The sequence below is a fragment of the Novosphingobium sp. Chol11 genome, from assembly GCF_900218065.1.
In the GTDB taxonomy this organism is placed as follows: Bacteria; Pseudomonadota; Alphaproteobacteria; order Sphingomonadales; family Sphingomonadaceae; genus Sphingobium; species Sphingobium agri.
This window is the reverse complement of sequence record NZ_OBMU01000001.1, coordinates 1861614-1879272: the sequence shown is the minus strand read 5'-3', so window position 1 is coordinate 1879272 and position 17659 is coordinate 1861614. Positions and strand designations below refer to the sequence as shown.

General features: G+C 63.6%; 18 protein-coding genes. 12 read left to right on the top strand and 6 right to left on the bottom strand.

Annotation, left to right across the window (positions count from 1 at the left end; all coding sequences use genetic code 11):
• Nucleotides 1-113: 113 nt before the first annotated feature.
• From NCHOL11_RS09415 to NCHOL11_RS09405, 3 genes are read right to left on the bottom strand one after another with little or no spacing between them, the layout of a single operon-like run.
• Nucleotides 114-872, bottom strand: a complete 759-nt coding sequence (locus NCHOL11_RS09415; RefSeq protein ID WP_097092075.1) for a FadR/GntR family transcriptional regulator — start codon at nt 870-872, stop codon at nt 114-116.
• A 17-nt stretch (nt 873-889) separates the two neighbouring features.
• Nucleotides 890-1819 (bottom strand): Gfo/Idh/MocA family protein, encoded by a 930-nt coding sequence (locus NCHOL11_RS09410; RefSeq protein WP_097092074.1) that lies wholly within the window; start codon nt 1817-1819, stop codon nt 890-892.
• A 16-nt stretch (nt 1820-1835) separates the two neighbouring features.
• The gene (locus tag NCHOL11_RS09405; RefSeq protein ID WP_097092073.1) at nt 1836-3638 is read right to left on the bottom strand and encodes an IlvD/Edd family dehydratase; all 1803 of its coding nucleotides are present in this window, start codon (nt 3636-3638) and stop codon (nt 1836-1838) included.
• A gap of 100 nt (nt 3639-3738) precedes the next feature.
• Between NCHOL11_RS09405 and NCHOL11_RS09400 the strand changes: the two genes are divergently transcribed.
• Together NCHOL11_RS09400 and NCHOL11_RS09395 are read left to right on the top strand one after the other, a co-directional pair.
• Nucleotides 3739-4641 (top strand): 2-dehydro-3-deoxygalactonokinase, encoded by a 903-nt coding sequence (locus NCHOL11_RS09400; protein WP_097092072.1) that lies wholly within the window; start codon nt 3739-3741, stop codon nt 4639-4641.
• On the top strand, nt 4638-5267 hold the full coding sequence (locus NCHOL11_RS09395) for a 2-dehydro-3-deoxy-6-phosphogalactonate aldolase (RefSeq protein ID WP_097092071.1): 630 nt from the start codon (nt 4638-4640) through the stop codon (nt 5265-5267). The genes NCHOL11_RS09400 and NCHOL11_RS09395 overlap by 4 nt, the downstream gene beginning before the upstream one ends.
• Before the next feature lie 200 nt (nt 5268-5467).
• Here the strand turns inward: NCHOL11_RS09395 and NCHOL11_RS09390 are convergent, their stop codons facing one another.
• Nucleotides 5468-7504: a hybrid sensor histidine kinase/response regulator gene (locus NCHOL11_RS09390; RefSeq protein WP_101750251.1), complete on the bottom strand. Its 2037-nt coding sequence runs from the start codon at nt 7502-7504 to the stop codon at nt 5468-5470.
• Between the two features lie 140 nt (nt 7505-7644).
• Here NCHOL11_RS09390 and NCHOL11_RS09385 point away from each other — a divergent pair, with 140 nt between their 5' ends.
• The 5 genes from NCHOL11_RS09385 to NCHOL11_RS09365 all read left to right on the top strand — a co-directional run bounded on the left by NCHOL11_RS09385 (nt 7645) and on the right by NCHOL11_RS09365 (nt 10479).
• Complete coding sequence (locus NCHOL11_RS09385) at nt 7645-8688, top strand: COX15/CtaA family protein (protein ID WP_097092070.1); 1044 nt, start codon at nt 7645-7647, stop codon at nt 8686-8688.
• A complete protein-coding gene (gene cutA, locus NCHOL11_RS09380; protein ID WP_097092069.1) occupies nt 8685-9005 on the top strand; it encodes a divalent-cation tolerance protein CutA in 321 nt (106 codons plus the stop codon). The genes NCHOL11_RS09385 and cutA overlap by 4 nt, the downstream gene beginning before the upstream one ends.
• 130 nt (nt 9006-9135) lie before the next feature.
• Nucleotides 9136-9615: a 50S ribosomal protein L13 gene (rplM, locus tag NCHOL11_RS09375; RefSeq protein WP_097092068.1), complete on the top strand. Its 480-nt coding sequence runs from the start codon at nt 9136-9138 to the stop codon at nt 9613-9615.
• A complete protein-coding gene (gene rpsI / locus NCHOL11_RS09370; RefSeq protein ID WP_097092067.1) occupies nt 9615-10157 on the top strand; it encodes a 30S ribosomal protein S9 in 543 nt (180 codons plus the stop codon). The genes rplM and rpsI overlap by 1 nt, the downstream gene beginning before the upstream one ends.
• Before the next feature lie 139 nt (nt 10158-10296).
• Nucleotides 10297-10479, top strand: a complete 183-nt coding sequence (locus tag NCHOL11_RS09365; protein ID WP_097092066.1) for a CsbD family protein — start codon at nt 10297-10299, stop codon at nt 10477-10479.
• A 51-nt stretch (nt 10480-10530) separates the two neighbouring features.
• On the opposite strand, the gene NCHOL11_RS09360 is transcribed toward NCHOL11_RS09365, so the two are convergent.
• Nucleotides 10531-11928: an alanine/glycine:cation symporter family protein gene (locus NCHOL11_RS09360; RefSeq protein ID WP_097092065.1), complete on the bottom strand. Its 1398-nt coding sequence runs from the start codon at nt 11926-11928 to the stop codon at nt 10531-10533.
• Between the two features lie 87 nt (nt 11929-12015).
• Here NCHOL11_RS09360 and glmM point away from each other — a divergent pair, with 87 nt between their 5' ends.
• From glmM to NCHOL11_RS09335, 5 genes are all read left to right on the top strand, one after another.
• Nucleotides 12016-13356 (top strand): phosphoglucosamine mutase, encoded by a 1341-nt coding sequence (gene glmM / locus NCHOL11_RS09355; protein ID WP_097092064.1) that lies wholly within the window; start codon nt 12016-12018, stop codon nt 13354-13356.
• Entirely contained in the window at nt 13356-13580 is a 225-nt protein-coding gene (locus tag NCHOL11_RS09350) for a DUF1272 domain-containing protein (RefSeq protein ID WP_097092063.1), read from the top strand. Before glmM ends, NCHOL11_RS09350 begins: the two co-directional genes overlap by 1 nt.
• On the top strand, nt 13577-14338 hold the full coding sequence (thiD, locus tag NCHOL11_RS09345) for a bifunctional hydroxymethylpyrimidine kinase/phosphomethylpyrimidine kinase (protein ID WP_097092062.1): 762 nt from the start codon (nt 13577-13579) through the stop codon (nt 14336-14338). The genes NCHOL11_RS09350 and thiD overlap by 4 nt, the downstream gene beginning before the upstream one ends.
• A complete protein-coding gene (locus tag NCHOL11_RS09340; protein WP_097092061.1) occupies nt 14331-14930 on the top strand; it encodes a ribonuclease HII in 600 nt (199 codons plus the stop codon). The genes thiD and NCHOL11_RS09340 overlap by 8 nt, the downstream gene beginning before the upstream one ends.
• A gap of 636 nt (nt 14931-15566) precedes the next feature.
• Nucleotides 15567-16229 carry a L,D-transpeptidase family protein gene (locus NCHOL11_RS09335; RefSeq protein WP_097092861.1) on the top strand — a complete coding sequence of 221 codons (663 nt, stop codon included), beginning with the start codon at nt 15567-15569 and terminating at the stop codon, nt 16227-16229.
• Between the two features lie 289 nt (nt 16230-16518).
• Here the strand turns inward: NCHOL11_RS09335 and folP are convergent, their stop codons facing one another.
• Nucleotides 16519-17643, bottom strand: coding sequence for a dihydropteroate synthase (gene folP / locus NCHOL11_RS09330; RefSeq protein WP_097092060.1), 1125 nt, complete (start codon nt 17641-17643; stop codon nt 16519-16521).
• Between the last annotated feature and the right edge of the window lie 16 nt (nt 17644-17659).

Here is a 17659-nt window from a genome sequence, read left to right as displayed (position 1 = left end):
ATCTCAGGCCACACGGCACAACACCCCCTGAGATCCCAGCTTCCGCCAGGATGACGGTAGATACGGACACTCGGACTGCATCCACATTCGGCCCGCTATTCCAACCGGCCCAATTAAGAACCCCCCACCGGTTCCAAAAGCGCAATATCCATATCCGCCAGCGCCAGCCGCAACAGCTCACTCATCGCCGCTCGCGCACCCTCCGCATCGCCCGCAGCAATCGCGTCGAACACCGCCCGATGATCGGCGAAGGGATCACGCGGGGGCGACTTCCTGCGCTGCTTGAATGTCGTGGTCCAACTGACCGCCGCCCCAACCGAACTTGCCAGCGCAGCCAGCGCGTCATTCTGCGTCGCGGCGAGGATGGCGTGGTGGAAACGCTGGTCGGCGGCGCGTCCTTCTTCCGTCGACAGTCCATGGCCGCGCATCTGCCCAAGCGCCTGCTCCATCGCCAAAAGCTGCGCATCGGTGCGCCGCCGTGCCGCCAATTCCGCCGCTGCCGGTTCTATGACGCCGCGCAGTTCGAACAGGTCCCGGACGAAGGCCGCGTCCGGCTCCCCGGCGAACATCCAGGCAAGCATTTCGGGGTCCAGCACATTCCAGCGGCTGCGCGGCAGGACGCGCGTCCCCGCCTTGGGGCGGCTTTCCAGCATGCCCTTGGCCACCAGTATGCGCACCGCTTCCCGATAAGCGGTGCGGGACACGCGCAGCCGTTCGGCCGCCTCTATCTCGCCTTCGAAAACATCGCCCGGCTTGTGGATTCCGGCCACGATCGCGGTGCCGAGCTGCCGGGCAATCGCCTGGTGGATGCGAAGCCCGCCTTCCTCACTGCCGAACTTTCGTTCCGCCGGATGCCGGTCTTCCTTGCCCAAGCTCTATTCCCCCGCTTTTAATCCTCGAACGCCGCCGTAGGACAATGCTTGCCGCAAAGGAAGGCGTCAGCCACCAGTTGCAGCGGCCTGATGTCGGCGCCGATCGCCCGATCCTTCACCAGCTGGACGAACTGCCGGTACATCTCCGGATATTCGCCTTCTGGCGCCTGCACCATGACTTCGCCGTCCACGGTCAGCTGGTTGCCGCCTTCGGACAGGAGCAGCTTGCCATCCTGCGTTTCGACGGCAATGTCCCATGTCTGCTTGCCGGTCTGCCGCCAGTCGAACGCTGCTTCGATGGGCGCGCCCGACGCGCTCGCCATCTTCAGGCTGGCGGCGATCGGCGCCTGCTTGTTGGCGGGCACCTCAAGGCTCGCGGCCAGCATCGTCACCGGTTCGGGCATGATCTCGGTCAGGATCGACAGCGCGTTGATGCCCGGATCGAACACGCCAAAACCACCTGCTTCCCAAATCCAGGGCTGGCCGGGATGCCAATGCCGCACATCTTCGCGCCACTCGATCGACACGCGCGTGATCTTGCGTTTCGCCATCCATGCCTTGGCATCTGCCACGGCGGCGGCATGGCGGCTGTGCCAGCTTGCATAGATCGTCACGCCCTGCGCGCGCGCCAGGGTGATCAGCGCCTCGACTTGCGTCACCGTCGCGCCGGGCGGCTTTTCGAGGAAGACATGCTTGCCCGCCAGGATCGCCTCGCGCGCGGCCTCGTAGCGCACCTGCGGCGGTTGGCACAGGATCACCGCATCCATGTCGGGTTCGCCCGCCAGCATCGCGTCCAGCGTGGGATAGTTGTTCACGCCATCCGCCTGCGCATTGCGGCTGGCGACTGCCACCAGGTCGATGCCGCCGGTTTGTTCGATCGCGGGCAAATGCTGGTCGCGCGCGATCTTGCCCAGCCCGACCAGCCCCGCCTTGATGATGCCGTTCATGCCGTTCCTCTGCTCTTTAATGATTGTCGCGCGGCAGACCCTGGGTCTGCGCGATCCGCTGGAACTTCTCCGCGCCCTCCAGGATCGCGCCCTTGTCCAGCTGTCCCACCAGAGCGCGCTGGATTTCCTGCCACGGGGTCTGCGACGCCGGATAGGCATAGCCACCCTCCGCCCGCAGCGCCGCGCGCCGCGCTTCCAGTTCCTCGTCGGGGATCAGCACGTTCACCGTCCGCGCCTCCAGGTCCATCCGCACCCGGTCCCCGGTTTTCAGCAGCGCCAGCCCGCTCATCGCCGCCGCCTCTGGCGAGGCGTTGAGGATGGATGGGCTTCCCGACGTGCCCGACTGCCGCCCGTCACCGATGCAGGGCAGGGCGGACACGCCCTCCGTGATCAGATAGGCGGGCGGGCGCATGTTCACCACCTCCGCCGCGCCCGGATAGCCGATCGGTCCGGCGCCGCGCATGAACATCAGCGTGTCAGGCGTGATGCCGACCGCCGGATCGTCGATCCGCGCATGATAATCCTCCGGCCCGTCGAAAACGACCGCCGGTCCTTCGAAGGCGTTCGGATCGGCAGGGTTGGAGAGGTAGCGCTGGCGGAATTCCTCGCTGATGACGCTCGTCTTCATGATCGCCGCGTCGAACAGATTGCCCGACAGCACCAGAAAGCCCGCTTCTTCCTTCAGCGGCTGGGTGAAGGGGCGGATGACATTTTCGTCCTCGATCTCCACCGCCCGGCAATTCTCGCCCATCGTCCGACCGTTCACCGTCATCGCGCCCTCGCGGATCAGGCCCTGCGCGATCAGCTGCCCCACCACCGCAGGCACGCCGCCCGCGCGATAATAATCCTCGCCCAGATATTCGCCCGCCGGCTGCAGGTTCACCAGCAACGGCACATGATGCCCCACCGTCTCCCAATCCTTCAGCGGCAATTCGACGCCGACATGCCGAGCGATCGCCGCCAGATGGATCGGCGCGTTGGTCGATCCCCCGATCGCCGAATTCACCATGATCGCATTATGAAAGGCGTCCAGCGTCAATATGTCGGAGGGCTTCAGATCCTCCGCCACCATTTCCACGATGCGCTTGCCGGTGCGCCACGCGGCCTCCTGCCGGTCGCGATAGGGCGCGGGGATGGCGGCCGATCCCGGCAGCATCATCCCCAGCGCCTCGGCCAGGCTGTTCATCGTCGTCGCCGTGCCCATCGTGTTGCAATAGCCGGTCGAGGGCGCTGACGAGGCCACCAGCTTGATGAAGCCCTCATCATCGATCTTCCCGGCCGCCAGCAGCTGCCGTGCATGCCAGACGATCGTGCCCGACCCCGTCCGCTGCCCCTTGTACCAGCCATTGAGCATCGGCCCGACTGAGAGCGCAATCGCCGGAATGTTCACCGTCGCCGCCGCCATCAGCAGCGCAGGCGTCGTCTTGTCGCACCCCGTCGTCAGCACCACGCCATCGATCGGATAGCCGTACAAGGCCTCGACCAGCCCCAGATAGGCAAGGTTCCGGTCCAGCCCCGCAGTCGGCCGCTTGCCCGTTTCCTGGATCGGGTGGACGGGAAATTCGAGCGCTATGCCGCCCATCTCGCGGATACCCTCGCGAATGCGTTCGGCCAGCACCAGATGGTGGCGGTTGCAGGGCGACAGGTCGCTGCCGGTCTGCGCGATGCCGATGATCGGCTTGCCGCTCCGCAACTCCTCCAGGCTCAACCCGAAGTTCAGATATCGCTCCACATAGAGCGCCGTCATGTCGATATTGTCCGGATTGTCGAACCAGGCGCGGCTGCGCAATTTCCGGTCGGGCTGAGACGAAACGGCCATGAGGGATCCTAAAAAGCATTGAGGCGCGCCACGCATTGACGCTATCGGCTGATCCATATACTCATACAAATAAGCAGACAAGAACGGAAATGACGTGCGCATGAGCAGCTATGACGTGGTGGGCGACTGGGGCACCAGCCGCCTTCGCCTCTTCCGCATGGAGCAGGGGCAAGTCGCCGCCCGCCGCGAAGGCCCGGGCATAGCCGAAGCGGGCGCGAACGCCGCCCAAGCCTTCGCGCAAACCATCGCCCCCTGGCTGGAAGACGGCACGCCCGGCACCATCCGCCTGTGCGGCATGGCGGGCGCGCGGGACGGCTGGGTGGAGGCGCCCTATGCCGACTGCCCCGCCACCGCGCAGGATTGGCGCACCGCTGCCGTGCGTTTCGACTGGCAGGGCGCGCCGCTGTCGATCCTCGCGGGCCTTGCCTGCACGGACAAGGACGGCGTGCCCGACGTCATGCGCGGCGAGGAAACGCAGATTTTCGGCGCGATGCACCGGAATCCCGATCTGGCGCAGGGCCGCCACCTCATCGTCCTGCCCGGCACGCACAACAAATGGTCGCTGGTGGAGGATGGCCGCGTCGTCAGCTTTCGTACCGTACCCACTGGCGAGCTTTTCGCCCTGCTGCGTGATCAGTCCACGCTCGGCCCCAAAGCCGCCCCCGCAGATGCCGCCCAGGAAGCGGAAGGTTTTGCCGAAGGCCTCGGCCGGGCAAGGGAGGGCCGCCTCCTCACCAGCCTCTTTGCCGCCCGCGCCAAGCGCCTGCGCGCCGGACGCTCGCCGGATTGGGCCGCTGGCTATCTTTCCGGCCTTCTCATCGGCTGCGAAATCGCCGAAGTGCGCGCCCTGCTCGGCGGCGTGAGCGGCATCACCCTCATCGGTGATCAGCGCCTGTGCGCCCGCTATGCAGAGGCGCTGGAGGCGCAGGGCCTCTCTTCCCGATCCTTGAGCGGCGATGATTGCGTCCTCGCTGGCCTCACTCTTCCGGAGAATGCCGCATGACCCTCGATTCCCTTCTTGCCGCAGGTGCTCCGCCCGTCTGCGCCATCCTCCGTGGCCTTCGTCCCGAAGAAGCGGTGGAGATCGGCACGGCCCTTGTCGACGCGGGCATCCGCATCATTGAGGTGCCATTGAACTCGCCCGAACCCTTCGAAAGCATCACCGCGCTCCAACAGGCATTCGGCGAGACCGCGCTGATCGGCGGTGGCACCGTGCTGTCGGTCGAAGCGGTGGACGATCTGCGCCGCACCGGCGGACGCATCATGGTGACGCCCAATACCGACCCCGCCGTCATCGCGCGCGGCGCGCAATATGGCTTCGACATGCTGCCCGGCTTCATGACCCCCAGCGAAGGCTTCGCCGCCGTCCGCGCAGGCGCCCGCCGCCTGAAACTGTTCCCCGCCGCCAGCCTCGGCCCCGCCTATATCAAGGCGATCAAGGAAGTGCTGCCCCGCCATGTCGGCCTTTGGGCAGTGGGCGGCACCGGCGCGGACACGATCGGCCAATGGCTCGGCGCAGGATGCGAAGGCATCGGCGTCGGTGGAGCCCTATACCGCGCTGGCGACACTGCCGCGACAGTGGCGGACCGGGCGAAAGCCTTGGTCGAAGCGTGGCGCGCGCTCCGCTAAAGAGCGCCACGCTACCCATCATCCGTTCGCCTTGAGCCTGTCGAAGGGCTCTACTTCCTTTAGAAGGGAAGAGGCTTCGACAAGCTCAGCCCGAACGGATTCAGAGTGATCCGTATGAAAGGCGAGAGTTTGAACAGGCAAGGCCTCCCATCCCGTTCAAGCTAAGCCAAGCTAAGCGCATCAACCCCAAACCCCGAACACTATCCCACCCGCTGCTCGACCCGCCGGTCCAACACCTCCCGCACCTTCCCCGCCAGATCGGCATAGGTGAAAGGCTTGGTCAGCAATTCCACTCCCGGGTCCAACCGCCCATGGTGGAAAATGGCGTTACGCGCATAGCCGGTCGCGAACAGGATCTTGATGTCCGGCCTGCGCGCCGCCGCCTCCCGCGCCACGTCCGCTCCCGTCATCCCGCCGGGCAGAACCACATCGGTGAACAGCAGGTCGATATGCTCGCCCGGCTGCTCCAGCGCTTCCAGCGCCGCCGGTCCATTCCCCGCTTCGATCACATGATAGCCCAGCTCGTTCAGCACCTCGACGGCGTAGGCGCGCACCTTCTCGTCATCCTCGCACACCAGCACCGTCTCGTCGCCGCCGCTGACGGCGGGGCGGGGGACCTCCTCCAACTGGTCGTTGGCAGGAACCAGGCCATGATAGCGGGGCAGGTAGATCTTGACGCTCGTCCCTTCACCTACCTCCGAATAAACCCGGATATGCCCACCTGACTGCTTGATGAAGCCATAGACCATGGACAGCCCCAGCCCGGTGCCGCGTCCCACCTCCTTGGTGGTGAAGAAGGGCTCGATCGCGTGGCTCAGCGTCTCGGCGTCCATGCCTTCGCCCGTGTCGGACAGGCAGATCAGTACATATTGTCCGGGCTGCACATCATCTTCCTGCGCCGCATAATGGTCATCGATATGCGTGTTGGCGACTTCGATGGTCAGCTTGCCGCCGTCCGGCATCGCGTCCCGCGCATTGACCGCCAGGTTCAGCAGCGCATTTTCCATCTGGTTGAGGTCGACCTCGATCGGCCATGCGCGCGCGGCCTGGATCGTCTCCACCTCGATCCTCTCGCCCAAGGTGCGGTTCAGCAGGTCCGACATGCGGCTCACCAGCCGGTTGGGGTCGACGCGTTCGGGCGCCAAAGGCTGGCGGCGCGAAAAGGCGAGCAGCCGCTGCGTCAGCATCGCCGCACGCTCGGCACCTGCCATCGCATTGTCCGCCGCGCGGCGCATCCGCTCATTATCGTTGAGGCCGCGCTGGAGCAGTTCGAGATTGCCGGTGACGACCTGCAACAGATTGTTGAAATCATGGGCAACGCCGCCGGTCAGCTGGCCCAGCGTCTCCATCTTCTGCGCCTGTCGCAACGCGGCTTCCGTTTCGGCAAGGGCGCGAGCATGGGCGCGCTGTTCCGTGACGTCCCGCGCCACGCAATAGACCAGCCCATTGTCGGGCACCGCCGTCCAGCTGAAACTGCGATAATCGCCATCCTTGGTCCGGAACCTGTTCTCGAACCGGATCGTCAACACCCCCTGTTGCAGGGTTTGAACTTCCTCCCTGGTGCGCGCGCTATCATCGGGATGTTCCATCCATTCCGATGTGCGGCCGATCAGTTCCTCCTGGCTCCATCCCAATATGTCCGTCCATGCAGGACTCGCCGACAGCCATTTTCCGTCCATGTCGGCAATCAGGAACGGATCGCGGGCCAGCGTCCACAGGCGGTTGCGGTCAGCCACCATCTCCCGTTCGGCTTTGACCCGCTGCGTCGTCTCGTTGACGATGCACAATGCTCCGCCGATCGACCCGTCCGCTTCGAACACGGGGGAATAGCTGATGTCGAAATAGACTTGCTCGCCCCGTCCACCGTCCCGTTCGATGTAAAAGGGACGGTCCTTGGCATGCACCGTCTCGCCCTTCTGGACCACGGACAGCAGCAGCGGCTCCAAATCGTCCCACAGTTCAGCCCAATTCTCCCGCGCCGGGCGGCCAAGCGCGGCTGGATGCTTGTCGCCGATCGTCGGTGCATAGGCTTCATTATAGAGCGCGCAGAGTTCCGGCCCCCAGAACAGCACGATTTCCGCCTTGGATGACAGCATCAGCCGAACCGTTGAGATCAGCGCGGGCGACCATCGCTCAACCGGGCCCAGCGGCGACCCGTCGCCGATGTGCGCCGTCAAATCCCCCAGGGGACCCTGCGTGGCGATCATTCCGGCGATAGTGTCCGCCGGCGCAATCATCGATTATCCTCTGTTAAGAAGTGCATAGGCGGGATACGCCTGTCCGATGATTTGTATCCGCTCGTTACGGAACGTTGCGACCTTTTGTCCCATGGTCGCCCTCTTGCAACAATAGGGGCATCGGCGCATGGATCGGCGCCATGACCGAACTTGCCCTTGGCCCGGCTACGGCTGCATCCCGTCCGCTCTCGATCGCTCGCTGGCTGCTTGCCGTGGCGGCGCTGGTTTTCTGCATGGTGGTGGTCGGCGGCATTACGCGCCTCACCGAATCGGGCCTGTCGATTACGGAATGGAAGCCGATCACCGGCGCGATTCCGCCGCTCACCCATGCGCAGTGGGAGGACGCGTTTCGGCTCTATCAGCAAATTCCCGAATATCAGCAGCTGCGGCAGGGCATGACCCTCTCCGACTTCCAGTTCATCTTCTTCTGGGAATGGGTGCACCGGCTGCTTGGGCGGTTGATCGGCGTCGCCTTCGCCGTTCCGCTGATCTGGTTCGCCTGGCGGCGCGCGATCCCGTGCGGCTATGGGTGGCGGCTGGTCGCGCTGCTGGCGCTTGGCGGGCTTCAGGGTGCGATCGGCTGGTGGATGGTCACGTCCGGCCTGTCGGTGCGCACCGATGTCAGCCATTACCGGCTCGCCGTCCATTTGCTGACTGCGCTCTTCATCATCGGCGGCCTCGTCTGGACCGCACTTGATCTGCTTGCCCTCGCGCGGAACCCGGCTGCCCGTCCAGCCGCGCTGCGTCCCTTTGCCCTTGTCGTCCTGCTGGTACTGCTGGTCCAACTGATGTTCGGGGCCTTCACCGCCGGGCTCGACGCTGGCTATGTCTCCAACACCTGGCCGCTCATGAACGACCATTTCGTGCCGGAGGGGATTTCCTGGCTGGGATCGCTCTGGGCCACCTTGTCCAGCGATCCTTATCTCGTCCATTTCATCCACCGCTGGTGGGCCTGGGTTGCCGCCGCCATGCTGATCCTCCTTGCCCGCAAGGCGAAGGGGGCAGGGTGGCGCGGCGCCTCGATCGCGATCAACGCTGTGGTCGGCACGCAGATCGTGCTTGGCATCGCCACCGTTATCAGCGGCATCGCTCTGTCGCTCGCTGTGCTGCATCAGGCGGTCGGCGCCCTCGTCGTCGCTGCCGCAGCCTGGGGCGCGCACGCCGTTGGGGAACGCCGGGCATGAGCGGCGTCGCGCTTGTCTACACGCTCTTCGGCTCGGCGGAGGCTGCTGATCGCGTGGCGCGCCAGCTGATCGCGGAAAGGCTGGCCGCTTGTGCCAACATGCTCGGCGCCGCGACTTCGCTTTATGAATGGAACGGCGTCATGGAAAGCAGCGCCGAAGTGCCGGTCCTCTTCAAGACCACGCCCTCCCGCCGCGACGCCCTTATGGCGCGCATCGCCGCACTTCACGACTATGAGGTGCCCGCAATCCTCGCTTTGCCGGTGGAATCGGCTGATCTGGCCTATGCAAAATGGGTCGCAGAGCAGATCGCGAGGTGACGGGTATTATTTTACCCGTCAGGAAACCCGCCGAATCTCTTGACTTCTGAACCCCTCAACGTCATTAGCCCCCATCTTCTGAAAGCCCAGAACGCTTTCAGTTCACTATTTCATTCTGGAGATTGGCACCATGAAGGCGCTGATGAAGACCACCAAGCCGGCAACCCCGGCAACGGTCGAAAAGAAGTGGATCCTGATCGACGCGGAAGGTCTCGTCGTCGGCCGCCTCGCCTCGACCGTCGCGAACATCCTTCGCGGCAAGCACAAGACCAGCTTCACGCCCCACGTCGATTGCGGTGACAATGTCATCATCATCAACGCAGGCAAGGTGAAGTTCACCGGCCGCAAGCTGACCGACAAGGTGTACTACAAGCACACCGGTTACGCCGGCGGCATCAAGGAAACCACGCCTGCCAAAATCCTGGAAGGCCGCTTCCCCGAGCGCGTCCTCGAAAAGGCCGTTGAACGCATGATCCCCCGTGGCCCGCTCGGCCGTCAGCAGATGCGCAACCTGCGCATCTTCGCCGGTGCTGAACATCCGCACGAAGCGCAGAACCCCGAAGTGCTCGATTTCGCATCGCGCAACCGCAAGAACAAGGTGGGTGCATAATGTCCGATAACCGCCAGTCCCTGTCCGACCTCGCGTCGCTGACCGCCAATGCGCCCGCCGCTGCTCCTGCTGCTGCTGGTGAGACCACCGCTGCCGACGCGCCTATCGCGCCGGTTCAGCCTTCGGCTCCCCTGCGTGCGCAGGAAATCGACAGCCTCGGCCGCGCCTATGCCACCGGCCGCCGCAAGGATGCCGTCGCACGCGTCTGGGTGAAGCCCGGCACCGGCAAGATCACGGTCAACGGCCGCGATCAGGAAGTCTATTTCGCTCGTCCGACCCTGCGTCTCGTCATCAACCAGCCCTTCGGCGTGACCGAGCGTGAAGGTCAGTATGACGTGATCGCCACCGTCAAGGGCGGCGGTCTGTCGGGTCAGGCTGGCGCCGTGAAGCATGGCATTGCCCAGGCGCTGTCGAAGTACGAACCGGCACTGCGCAGCGCGGTCAAGGCTGAGGGCTTCCTCACCCGCGACAGCCGCACCGTTGAGCGTAAGAAGTATGGTAAGGCCAAGGCCCGCCGGAGCTTCCAGTTCTCGAAGCGCTAAGCGTCAGGTACAAAGCATTTTGGAAGGGGCCGGTTTTCCGGCCCCTTTTTCTATGGCAGTCCGTTGCGGACGCGTATCAGTGGCAACCTTTCGCTAATCCAGGTTGTTGACCTGCCGTAGATCACGACAGGAGGACAATATGGGTGAAGCGACTGACAAGCTGAAGGCCGCAGGCAACAAGGCTGCAGGGGCCGTCAAGGAAGCGGTAGGCCAACATCAAAATAACGCCGATCTCGCCGCAGAAGGAAAAGCGCAGAAGGCAAAGGGCACTGCTCAGGACGTCAAGGGCTCTGTGAAGGGCGCGCTTGGCGACAAGATCTGATAGCCATCATCGCATCAGGAGAAAGGCCTCGCACGACGCGGGGCCTTTTTCTTAATGGGTCGGCTCTATAGTGGCGGAGGCATCATTGGACGAGCGTAGATAAGCGCGTACGTCCCGCCGCAGTTCTCCAGCGCACAGATAGAGTGCGATGACGTTAGGAATAGCCATTAGGAAGAAGCTGCTGTCGACAATATCCACCACTCGTCCCAGGTCGATCGCCGCGGCGGGCGGTAGCGCCAGAATATAGAGGATTTTGTAACTCCACTGCGCCTTGGGGCCATGGCCAAAAAGATATCCCCAGGCCTGAAGTCCATAAAATCCCCACGCGACGAGCGTCGAGTAGGCGAACAGAACGACGACCACTGCCAGCAGCCACGGAAACCAGGGCGACACCTGCGCGAACGCGGCCGAAGTGATGGCGACGCCTTCGAGCCCGGATGTCCATGTACCTGCAACGACGAGCGCCAACCCGCCAACGGAACAGACGATCATCGTGCCGAGCAGCGGCTCAAGCAGCGCGACCAGCCCCTCCGATACAGGATGGCGTACCCGCGCCAGGCTATGCGCCATCACAGCCGAGCCGACGCCTGCCTCGCTGGCGAAAACGGCACGCCTCATGCCCGAGACGAAGGCGCCAACGGCGCCCCCGGTAGCTGCACTGCCGGTCCAGGCGCCATGCCATATTTGTGCCAGGGCAGCCGGGATTGCTGTAGCATGGATGATAAGGACGGCGGCGACGCCTGCCAGGTAGACGGCGACCTTGAGCGGGGTAAGACGCTTCGCAACCTCACCCAGCCATGCGGCACCCCCTAGGGTGACCAAAGCGACGGCGGCTGCCAACAGCACGCCATAGGCCCAGCCGTTCGACAGACCGGTCACCACCTTGACCTGCGCAAAGCTCTGGTTCACTTGCACCATCGGGATCGCCCCGAACAGCGCGAAGAAGGCGTAAAGCCCACCCAGTACCAGCCCCAGCCGCGGCCAGCCACGCGCAGCGCCGATGGCTCTCAGCACATACATGGGTCCACCATGGACATGACCACGCTGATCGAAGGTCCGGTATTTCAGGCCAAGCGTCACCTCGGCCAACTTCACGGTCATGGCGAACCAGCCGATCACGAACATCCAGAAAATCGCGCCCGGTCCGCCCATTGTGAGCGCAACTGCAACACCCGCGATGTTGCCAAGGCCGATCGTACCGGCAAGGGCGGTGGTCAGGGCTCCCCACTGGCTGACATCACCTTTGGCTTGATCCGCGTCTGGCTGTGTCCGCAAGATGCGCACTGCACGTCCAACCGCCCGAACATTGGGAAACCCGAGCCAGATGGTGAAGAACAACATCGGCGCGGCAAGGTAGAGGACGATCAATTCGATCTCGGTGCCCAGCAAGGGAACCTTGAAGAAGACCGCGCTGGAGAGCGCGTCTACTGCTGCATTGAAGCCGTCCACCTGCTAGGGAATGAAGGGTCGGCGGTGGAAAGTCGAACAAAGATTGCTATGGGGGTCATAGGTTAGCCTCGTGGCAGGACGGGAATTATGAGCAGGCGTTATTTCGGCACGGACGGGATCAGGGGGCGGACGAACCAATGGCCGATGACCGCCGAACTCGCGATGAAAGTCGGCATGGCCGCAGGGAAGCATTTCCAGCGCGGCAGCCACCGGCATCGGGTCGTGATCGGCAAGGACACGCGCCTATCCGGCTATATGGTTGAAAATGCTCTGGTGGCTGGTTTCACGGCGGTGGGCATGGATGTTGTCCAGTTCGGCCCAATCCCTACGCCTGCAGTTGCGCTGCTTGCCCATTCGATGCGTGCTGATCTGGGCGTCATGATTTCGGCCAGTCACAATCCCTATGCTGACAACGGCATCAAGCTGTTCGGGCCTGACGGCTACAAGCTGTCCGACGAAGATGAGCTGAAGATAGAGGCGATGCTGGAGCAGGATATCCCGCTAGCAGCGCCCTCCGAAATCGGCCGTGCGCGCCGGGTTGAGGACGCAAGAGGCCGCTATATCCACGCGGTGAAGTCCAGCTTTCCTGCTGATCTTCGCTTGGACGGCCTCAAGATCGTCGTCGATTGCGCGAACGGTGCAGCTTACCAGGTCGCGCCATCGGCCTTCTGGGAACTGGGAGCCGAGGTGATCGCGATCGGCGTGACGCCGAACGGCATCAATATCAACGATGGCTGTGGATCGACCTCTCCACTTTTGTGTCAGGAGACTGTCGTGTCTTCCGGGGCGGACATCGGCATTGCCCTCGACGGAGACGCGGATCGGCTGATCGTCGTGGATGAGAAAGGCCAGATTGTCGATGGTGACCAGATCATGGCGCTGATCGCTACCAATTTCGCACGTGACGGATCGCTGCGCGGGGGCGGCCTGGTAGCGACGGTGATGTCCAACCTTGGCCTGGAACGGCATCTTGCCGGACACGGGATCAGCCTGGAGCGTACCAAGGTCGGCGATCGCTATGTTCTGGAGCGCATGCGAGAGGGCGGCTTCAATGTTGGCGGAGAACAGTCCGGGCACATGATCCTGTCCGATTACGCGACCACTGGCGACGGCACCGTAGCGGCGCTGCAGGTGCTCGCGGCGCTCGTTCGCTCGGGCAAGCCTGCCAGCGAGGTCTTGCATCGGTTTGATCCCGTGCCACAACTCCTCAAGAATGTCCGCTTTTCCGGGGGCAAGCCGCTGGAGCATGAAGAGGTCAAGCGGGTGATCGCGCAGGTAGAGGGCGAACTCAATGGCTGTGGCAGATTGGTCATTCGCCCGTCCGGGACTGAGCCGGTGATCCGCGTCATGGCGGAAGGGGATCGGGAGGATCAGGTCAAGGATGTCGTCGAGCGGATCTGCGACGCTGTCGCCAGGGTCGCGGCCTGATGCTTGACATGCGTCCAGATTGCGAACGGTGTGGCATGGACTTGCCAGCGGCAGACCCTGGGGCGTTCATCTGTTCTTTCGAATGCACCTTTTGCGCTGGCTGCGCAGAGGCGCTGGACGACCGTTGCCCCAATTGCGGTGGGGAGTTGATGGATCGCCCAACGCGGACAGGCGATGCGCTCGTCCGCCATCCAGCCTCTATCCGGCGTCACTACAAGGGATGAAACCCGCGCGCATTTTGATCGTCGCGGGTTCGGACAGCGGCGGAGGGGCTGGCATTCAGGCCGACATCCGCACTGTTACGCTGCTGGGCGGTCATGCAATGACCGCGATCACTGCCATTACGGCCCAGAATACGATCGGTGTGCAGGCCGTGCATGCGGTGCCAGCGGATATGGTGGTCAAGCAGATGGACAGCGTCATCAGCGATATCGGTGTTGATGCTGTCAAGATCGGGATGATTGGGTCCGCTATGACTGCCGAGGCGGTCGCTGACCGGCTCGCGCAGTTGACCGATGTGCCGATCATATTCGATCCGGTGATGGTCGCGACGAGCGGATCGGTGCTGGCGGATCATGCGACGGTCGCGGCATTTGAGCGGCTGATGGCGTTGGCGACTTTGGTGACCCCGAATATACCGGAGTTGGAGGCGCTGGGCGGTGAACAGATTGCGATCCGCTTCGATACGCATGTGCTGGCGAAGGGTGGGCATGGTGAAGGGGCGATGCTGACCGATCGGCTGATCGGGCCGGGAGGGTTGGTGAAGTCATGGAGCAATGCGCGAATTGAAACGATTCACACGCATGGGACGGGGTGTACCCTGGCCAGTGCTGTGGCTACGCGGTTGGGTCAGGGTGAGGGATTAGTAGAAGCTATTGAATTTGCTAGGAAATATGTTCGGGAAGCGCTGGTGTTGGCGCCGGGTCTGGGGCAGGGGCACGGGCCGATGGGCGCGCCGTTCGGGTTTCATCAACATGCCTGATTTCGCGCATGAGCGATTGCATCATCCCGGGCTGGTCGCTGGAGTGGACGAAGCGGGCAGGGGGCCGCTGGCGGGGCCGGTGGTGGCTGCTGCCGTCATCCTGCGGCAGGAGGATTGCCCGGATGGCCTGAATGACAGCAAGCAACTGACCGCCGCCCGCCGCGCGGTGCTGGAGGGCGAGATCAAGGCGCGGGCGCTGTGTTGGGGGATCGGGGTGGCGTCAGTCGAGGAGATTGACGAGATCAACATCCTTTGGGCGACGATGCTGGCGATGACGCGAGCGGTCGAGGCGCTCAGCAAAGATTGCGCACATGTGCTGGTGGACGGCAATCGCTGCCCCAAATGGCGGTGGGCCTCGACCGCCGTGGTCGAGGGCGACGCCAAATGCCTGTCGATCGCCGCCGCGTCGATATTGGCCAAGGAGGCGCGCGACCGCATGATGATAGAGGCGGCGGCGGTGCACCCCCATTATGGCTGGGAAAGCAACAAGGGCTATGGCAGCCCGATGCATCTGGCGGCGCTCAGGGAACATGGCCCAACGCCGCTGCACCGGCGCAGCTTTGCCCCGGTCGCGCAGTTGGTGCTGTTGTAGAAACTGGAGCGCTTTCGCAGCAGCAGATGGCGTCATCTGCTGGCAGGCGGAAAAACTCGACATAAATGTAGCGTAACCCGATCCAGTGTGATTGGACCATGTCCCAAGGCCAATTGAGTTGAGCTGAGCCGCTCTTGCTTGATCCGCATCATATTCGAGCAGGGTGAGAGACTTCGGTAACTGATTTCCCGACTGATGGGGCTCAATCCATGCGAGATCAGTTTTTAGGTTTGAACAGCCCACAGGTCTGAGGGTGTTCGCGTGCCTTTGCAGCAGCACGCCATGCAGCAGTCTTTGGTGAGGCGGGCGGCTTGTTCAGCGGGGTTGCACGTTCGTCGGACGTCGCTCCCTGCCCACCCCCGGCCCCTCCCGCCTGCGGGAGGGGTGAGATGATGGAGCCACCGGGCTAGTTTCGAGACGCGTTCCAGCTTGTCGACTACGTATCGAGAAAGGGGCAAGCTCTAGCCCTCCGTCAATTCTCAGCGGATCAGCACGCCGAGCGGAGTTCGCCGCGTGCCTCTGGATGCGACAAAGGCTTCTTACTCTGTGCCATGGCGGGATTAAGAATAGTGAGCCACAAGCCGCTTCCGGCTGGCGAATCCGTGCACAATAGTTAAGAAAGACTTTATGCGCGTGATGCCGTTCCTGCTGGCGCTTGCCGCCATAACGCCTGTGTCATCGATGAGCCAAGCGGCCGCTGAGGTCGCAGGCTCGGAAGGACAGGTCATGCAGCCGGGCGGTTATCGTTGGCTGGAGGAGGGGCCGTTCGACGGGCCGCTCTACCTGATCATCAGCCTTCAGCGGCAGATGGTGCATGTCTATAATGGCGACCGGCTGGTGGGGATGGCGAGCGTATCCACGGGCACGCCGGGGCACCGGACGCCGACCGGCGAGTTCACGATCCTGCAGAAGCGGGAATGGCATCGGTCCAACCTCTACAGCAACGCACCCATGCCGTTCATGCAAAGGCTTACCTGGGATGGCGTGGCGCTGCATGCGGGGCATAATCCCGGTTATCCGGCGAGCCATGGCTGCATCAGGCTGCCGACCGCCTTTGCGCGGACATTGTTCGGGATGACGCAGCTTGGCACTTTGGTTCGGGTCAATGCGGATGCCTTGGGACCGGCCTTGATGCTGGATCAACTGGTCATGAATGATCCGGGGACGGCGGTGGTGACATTCACGCCCGATGCCACGCCGCCGGTGGTGGAGCAGGCCAAGGTTGAGTTGGCATCGCGGGATGTGCCTGTGCTGGCGGTTGATCCCAGTGTGTTCCGGCCGAGGTTGCGGCGGTGGTAGGGTTGGTGCCTGTTTTTCCAGAGGTCTGACGTCTTCGTTTTGAACAGATGAGGGATTCGACAAGCTCAGCCCGAACGGGTGTGGGTTGTTGGCCTGAGGCTCAGGGCGACCGGGTTAAGAGTGCTTGCGATCCTTAGAAGGTGATCGTCTTACACGGAAGCATCGGCATTAAGGCTGATTTTCCGTCACCCTGGGCTCGACCCGGGGTCCCGCTGCCTCGGTAGCGTCAGATAAGAAGCGGGACCCCGGATCAAGTCCGGGGTGACGATCACTCAAACATGAACATGCTCTAAACCGCGCTGAGCCCTGCGTCGGCCAGGCCGCGCCACAGGTGCAGGGCCTGGACGCTTTCCTTCACATCATGGACGCGGACCATTTGCGCGCCCGATTGGGCAGCGCGAAAGGCGAGGGCGATGGAGCCGCCGAGGCGGTCGGCGGCGGGGGCTTCGTTGGAGAGGGCGCCGATCAAGCGCTTGCGGCTTCCGGCAAAGAGCAATGGCACGCCGAGGCCCTGGAAAGTGGCAAGGCCATTGACCAGCGCCAGATTGTCGGCGAGCGACTTGCCGAAGCCAAGGCCTGGATCGACCATGATCCGGTCGCGCGCAATGCCTGCACTGACGCAGCTTTCGATGCGGCTTTCGAGCATGTCGAACACATCGGCGACGACATCGCCATAGCCGCCCGGATTGTCATGCGGGTCATCGCCGGAGGACGGCGCATGCATCAGGATGACGGGGCAGGACGCGCGCGCCGCGACTTCCAGCGCGCGGGGATCATGGGCAAGGGCGCTGACATCGTTGATGACCTTTGCTCCTGCCGCGAGCGCCGCTTCCATGACGGCCGCCTTGCGCGTGTCGATCGATACCGGGACGCCTGCGGCGGCGAGACTTTCGATGACCGGCACGACGCGGGCGATTTCGTCGCCTTCCCACACTTTGGGAGCTTTGGGGCGCGTGGATTCGCCGCCGATGTCGATAAGGGCCGCGCCGGCCGCCGCCATGGCGAAGCCAGCGTCCGCCGCCGCCTGGGGGTCGCCCATATGCTTCCCGCCGTCGGAGAAGCTGTCGGGCGTGACGTTGAGGATCGCCATGACTTGCGGCGCATCGAAGCGGATGGTGCGATCGCCCAGCGCCAGCGGATGGCGCTGCGCCGAGATATTGGCTGCGAGACGCGTGGCGCGTTCCGCGAGCGGGGCGGGAAGCGAGGCGATGGTTTCGTCGAACTGCGCCACCGGGATCGTGATCCGCGTCAGGCGGTGCGCGCCCTGTAGTGCGGTCAGCTCATAGGCCTGGAACCAGATCAGGCCATTGGCCATGCGTGCCGCTGACCCATCGGGCAGGCCGATGGGGGAGGGGACGAACCATGTGGGCTTCAGGTAAAGCCGAGCGTCGTGGGGGAGGGTGGATAGGATCATTGCTGGTCTCGTTCAC

Bases quoted from the DNA above. Each gene is read 5' to 3' on its own strand.
- NCHOL11_RS09410 (WP_097092074.1), bottom strand. From the start codon at position 1,819: ATGAACGGCATCATCAAGGCGGGGCTGGTCGGGCTGGGCAAGATCGCG.
- NCHOL11_RS09405 (WP_097092073.1), bottom strand. From the start codon at position 3,638: ATGGCCGTTTCGTCTCAGCCCGACCGGAAATTGCGCAGCCGCGCCTGG.
- NCHOL11_RS09400 (WP_097092072.1), top strand. From the start codon at position 3,739: ATGAGCAGCTATGACGTGGTGGGCGACTGGGGCACCAGCCGCCTTCGC.
- NCHOL11_RS09395 (WP_097092071.1), top strand. From the start codon at position 4,638: ATGACCCTCGATTCCCTTCTTGCCGCAGGTGCTCCGCCCGTCTGCGCC.
- NCHOL11_RS09390 (WP_101750251.1), bottom strand. From the start codon at position 7,504: ATGATTGCGCCGGCGGACACTATCGCCGGAATGATCGCCACGCAGGGT.
- NCHOL11_RS09385 (WP_097092070.1), top strand. From the start codon at position 7,645: ATGACCGAACTTGCCCTTGGCCCGGCTACGGCTGCATCCCGTCCGCTC.
- cutA (WP_097092069.1), top strand. From the start codon at position 8,685: ATGAGCGGCGTCGCGCTTGTCTACACGCTCTTCGGCTCGGCGGAGGCT.
- rplM (WP_097092068.1), top strand. From the start codon at position 9,136: ATGAAGGCGCTGATGAAGACCACCAAGCCGGCAACCCCGGCAACGGTC.
- rpsI (WP_097092067.1), top strand. From the start codon at position 9,615: ATGTCCGATAACCGCCAGTCCCTGTCCGACCTCGCGTCGCTGACCGCC.
- NCHOL11_RS09365 (WP_097092066.1), top strand. From the start codon at position 10,297: ATGGGTGAAGCGACTGACAAGCTGAAGGCCGCAGGCAACAAGGCTGCA.
- glmM (WP_097092064.1), top strand. From the start codon at position 12,016: ATGAGCAGGCGTTATTTCGGCACGGACGGGATCAGGGGGCGGACGAAC.
- NCHOL11_RS09350 (WP_097092063.1), top strand. From the start codon at position 13,356: ATGCTTGACATGCGTCCAGATTGCGAACGGTGTGGCATGGACTTGCCA.
- thiD (WP_097092062.1), top strand. From the start codon at position 13,577: ATGAAACCCGCGCGCATTTTGATCGTCGCGGGTTCGGACAGCGGCGGA.
- NCHOL11_RS09340 (WP_097092061.1), top strand. From the start codon at position 14,331: ATGCCTGATTTCGCGCATGAGCGATTGCATCATCCCGGGCTGGTCGCT.
- NCHOL11_RS09335 (WP_097092861.1), top strand. From the start codon at position 15,567: ATGCCGTTCCTGCTGGCGCTTGCCGCCATAACGCCTGTGTCATCGATG.
- folP (WP_097092060.1), bottom strand. From the start codon at position 17,643: ATGATCCTATCCACCCTCCCCCACGACGCTCGGCTTTACCTGAAGCCC.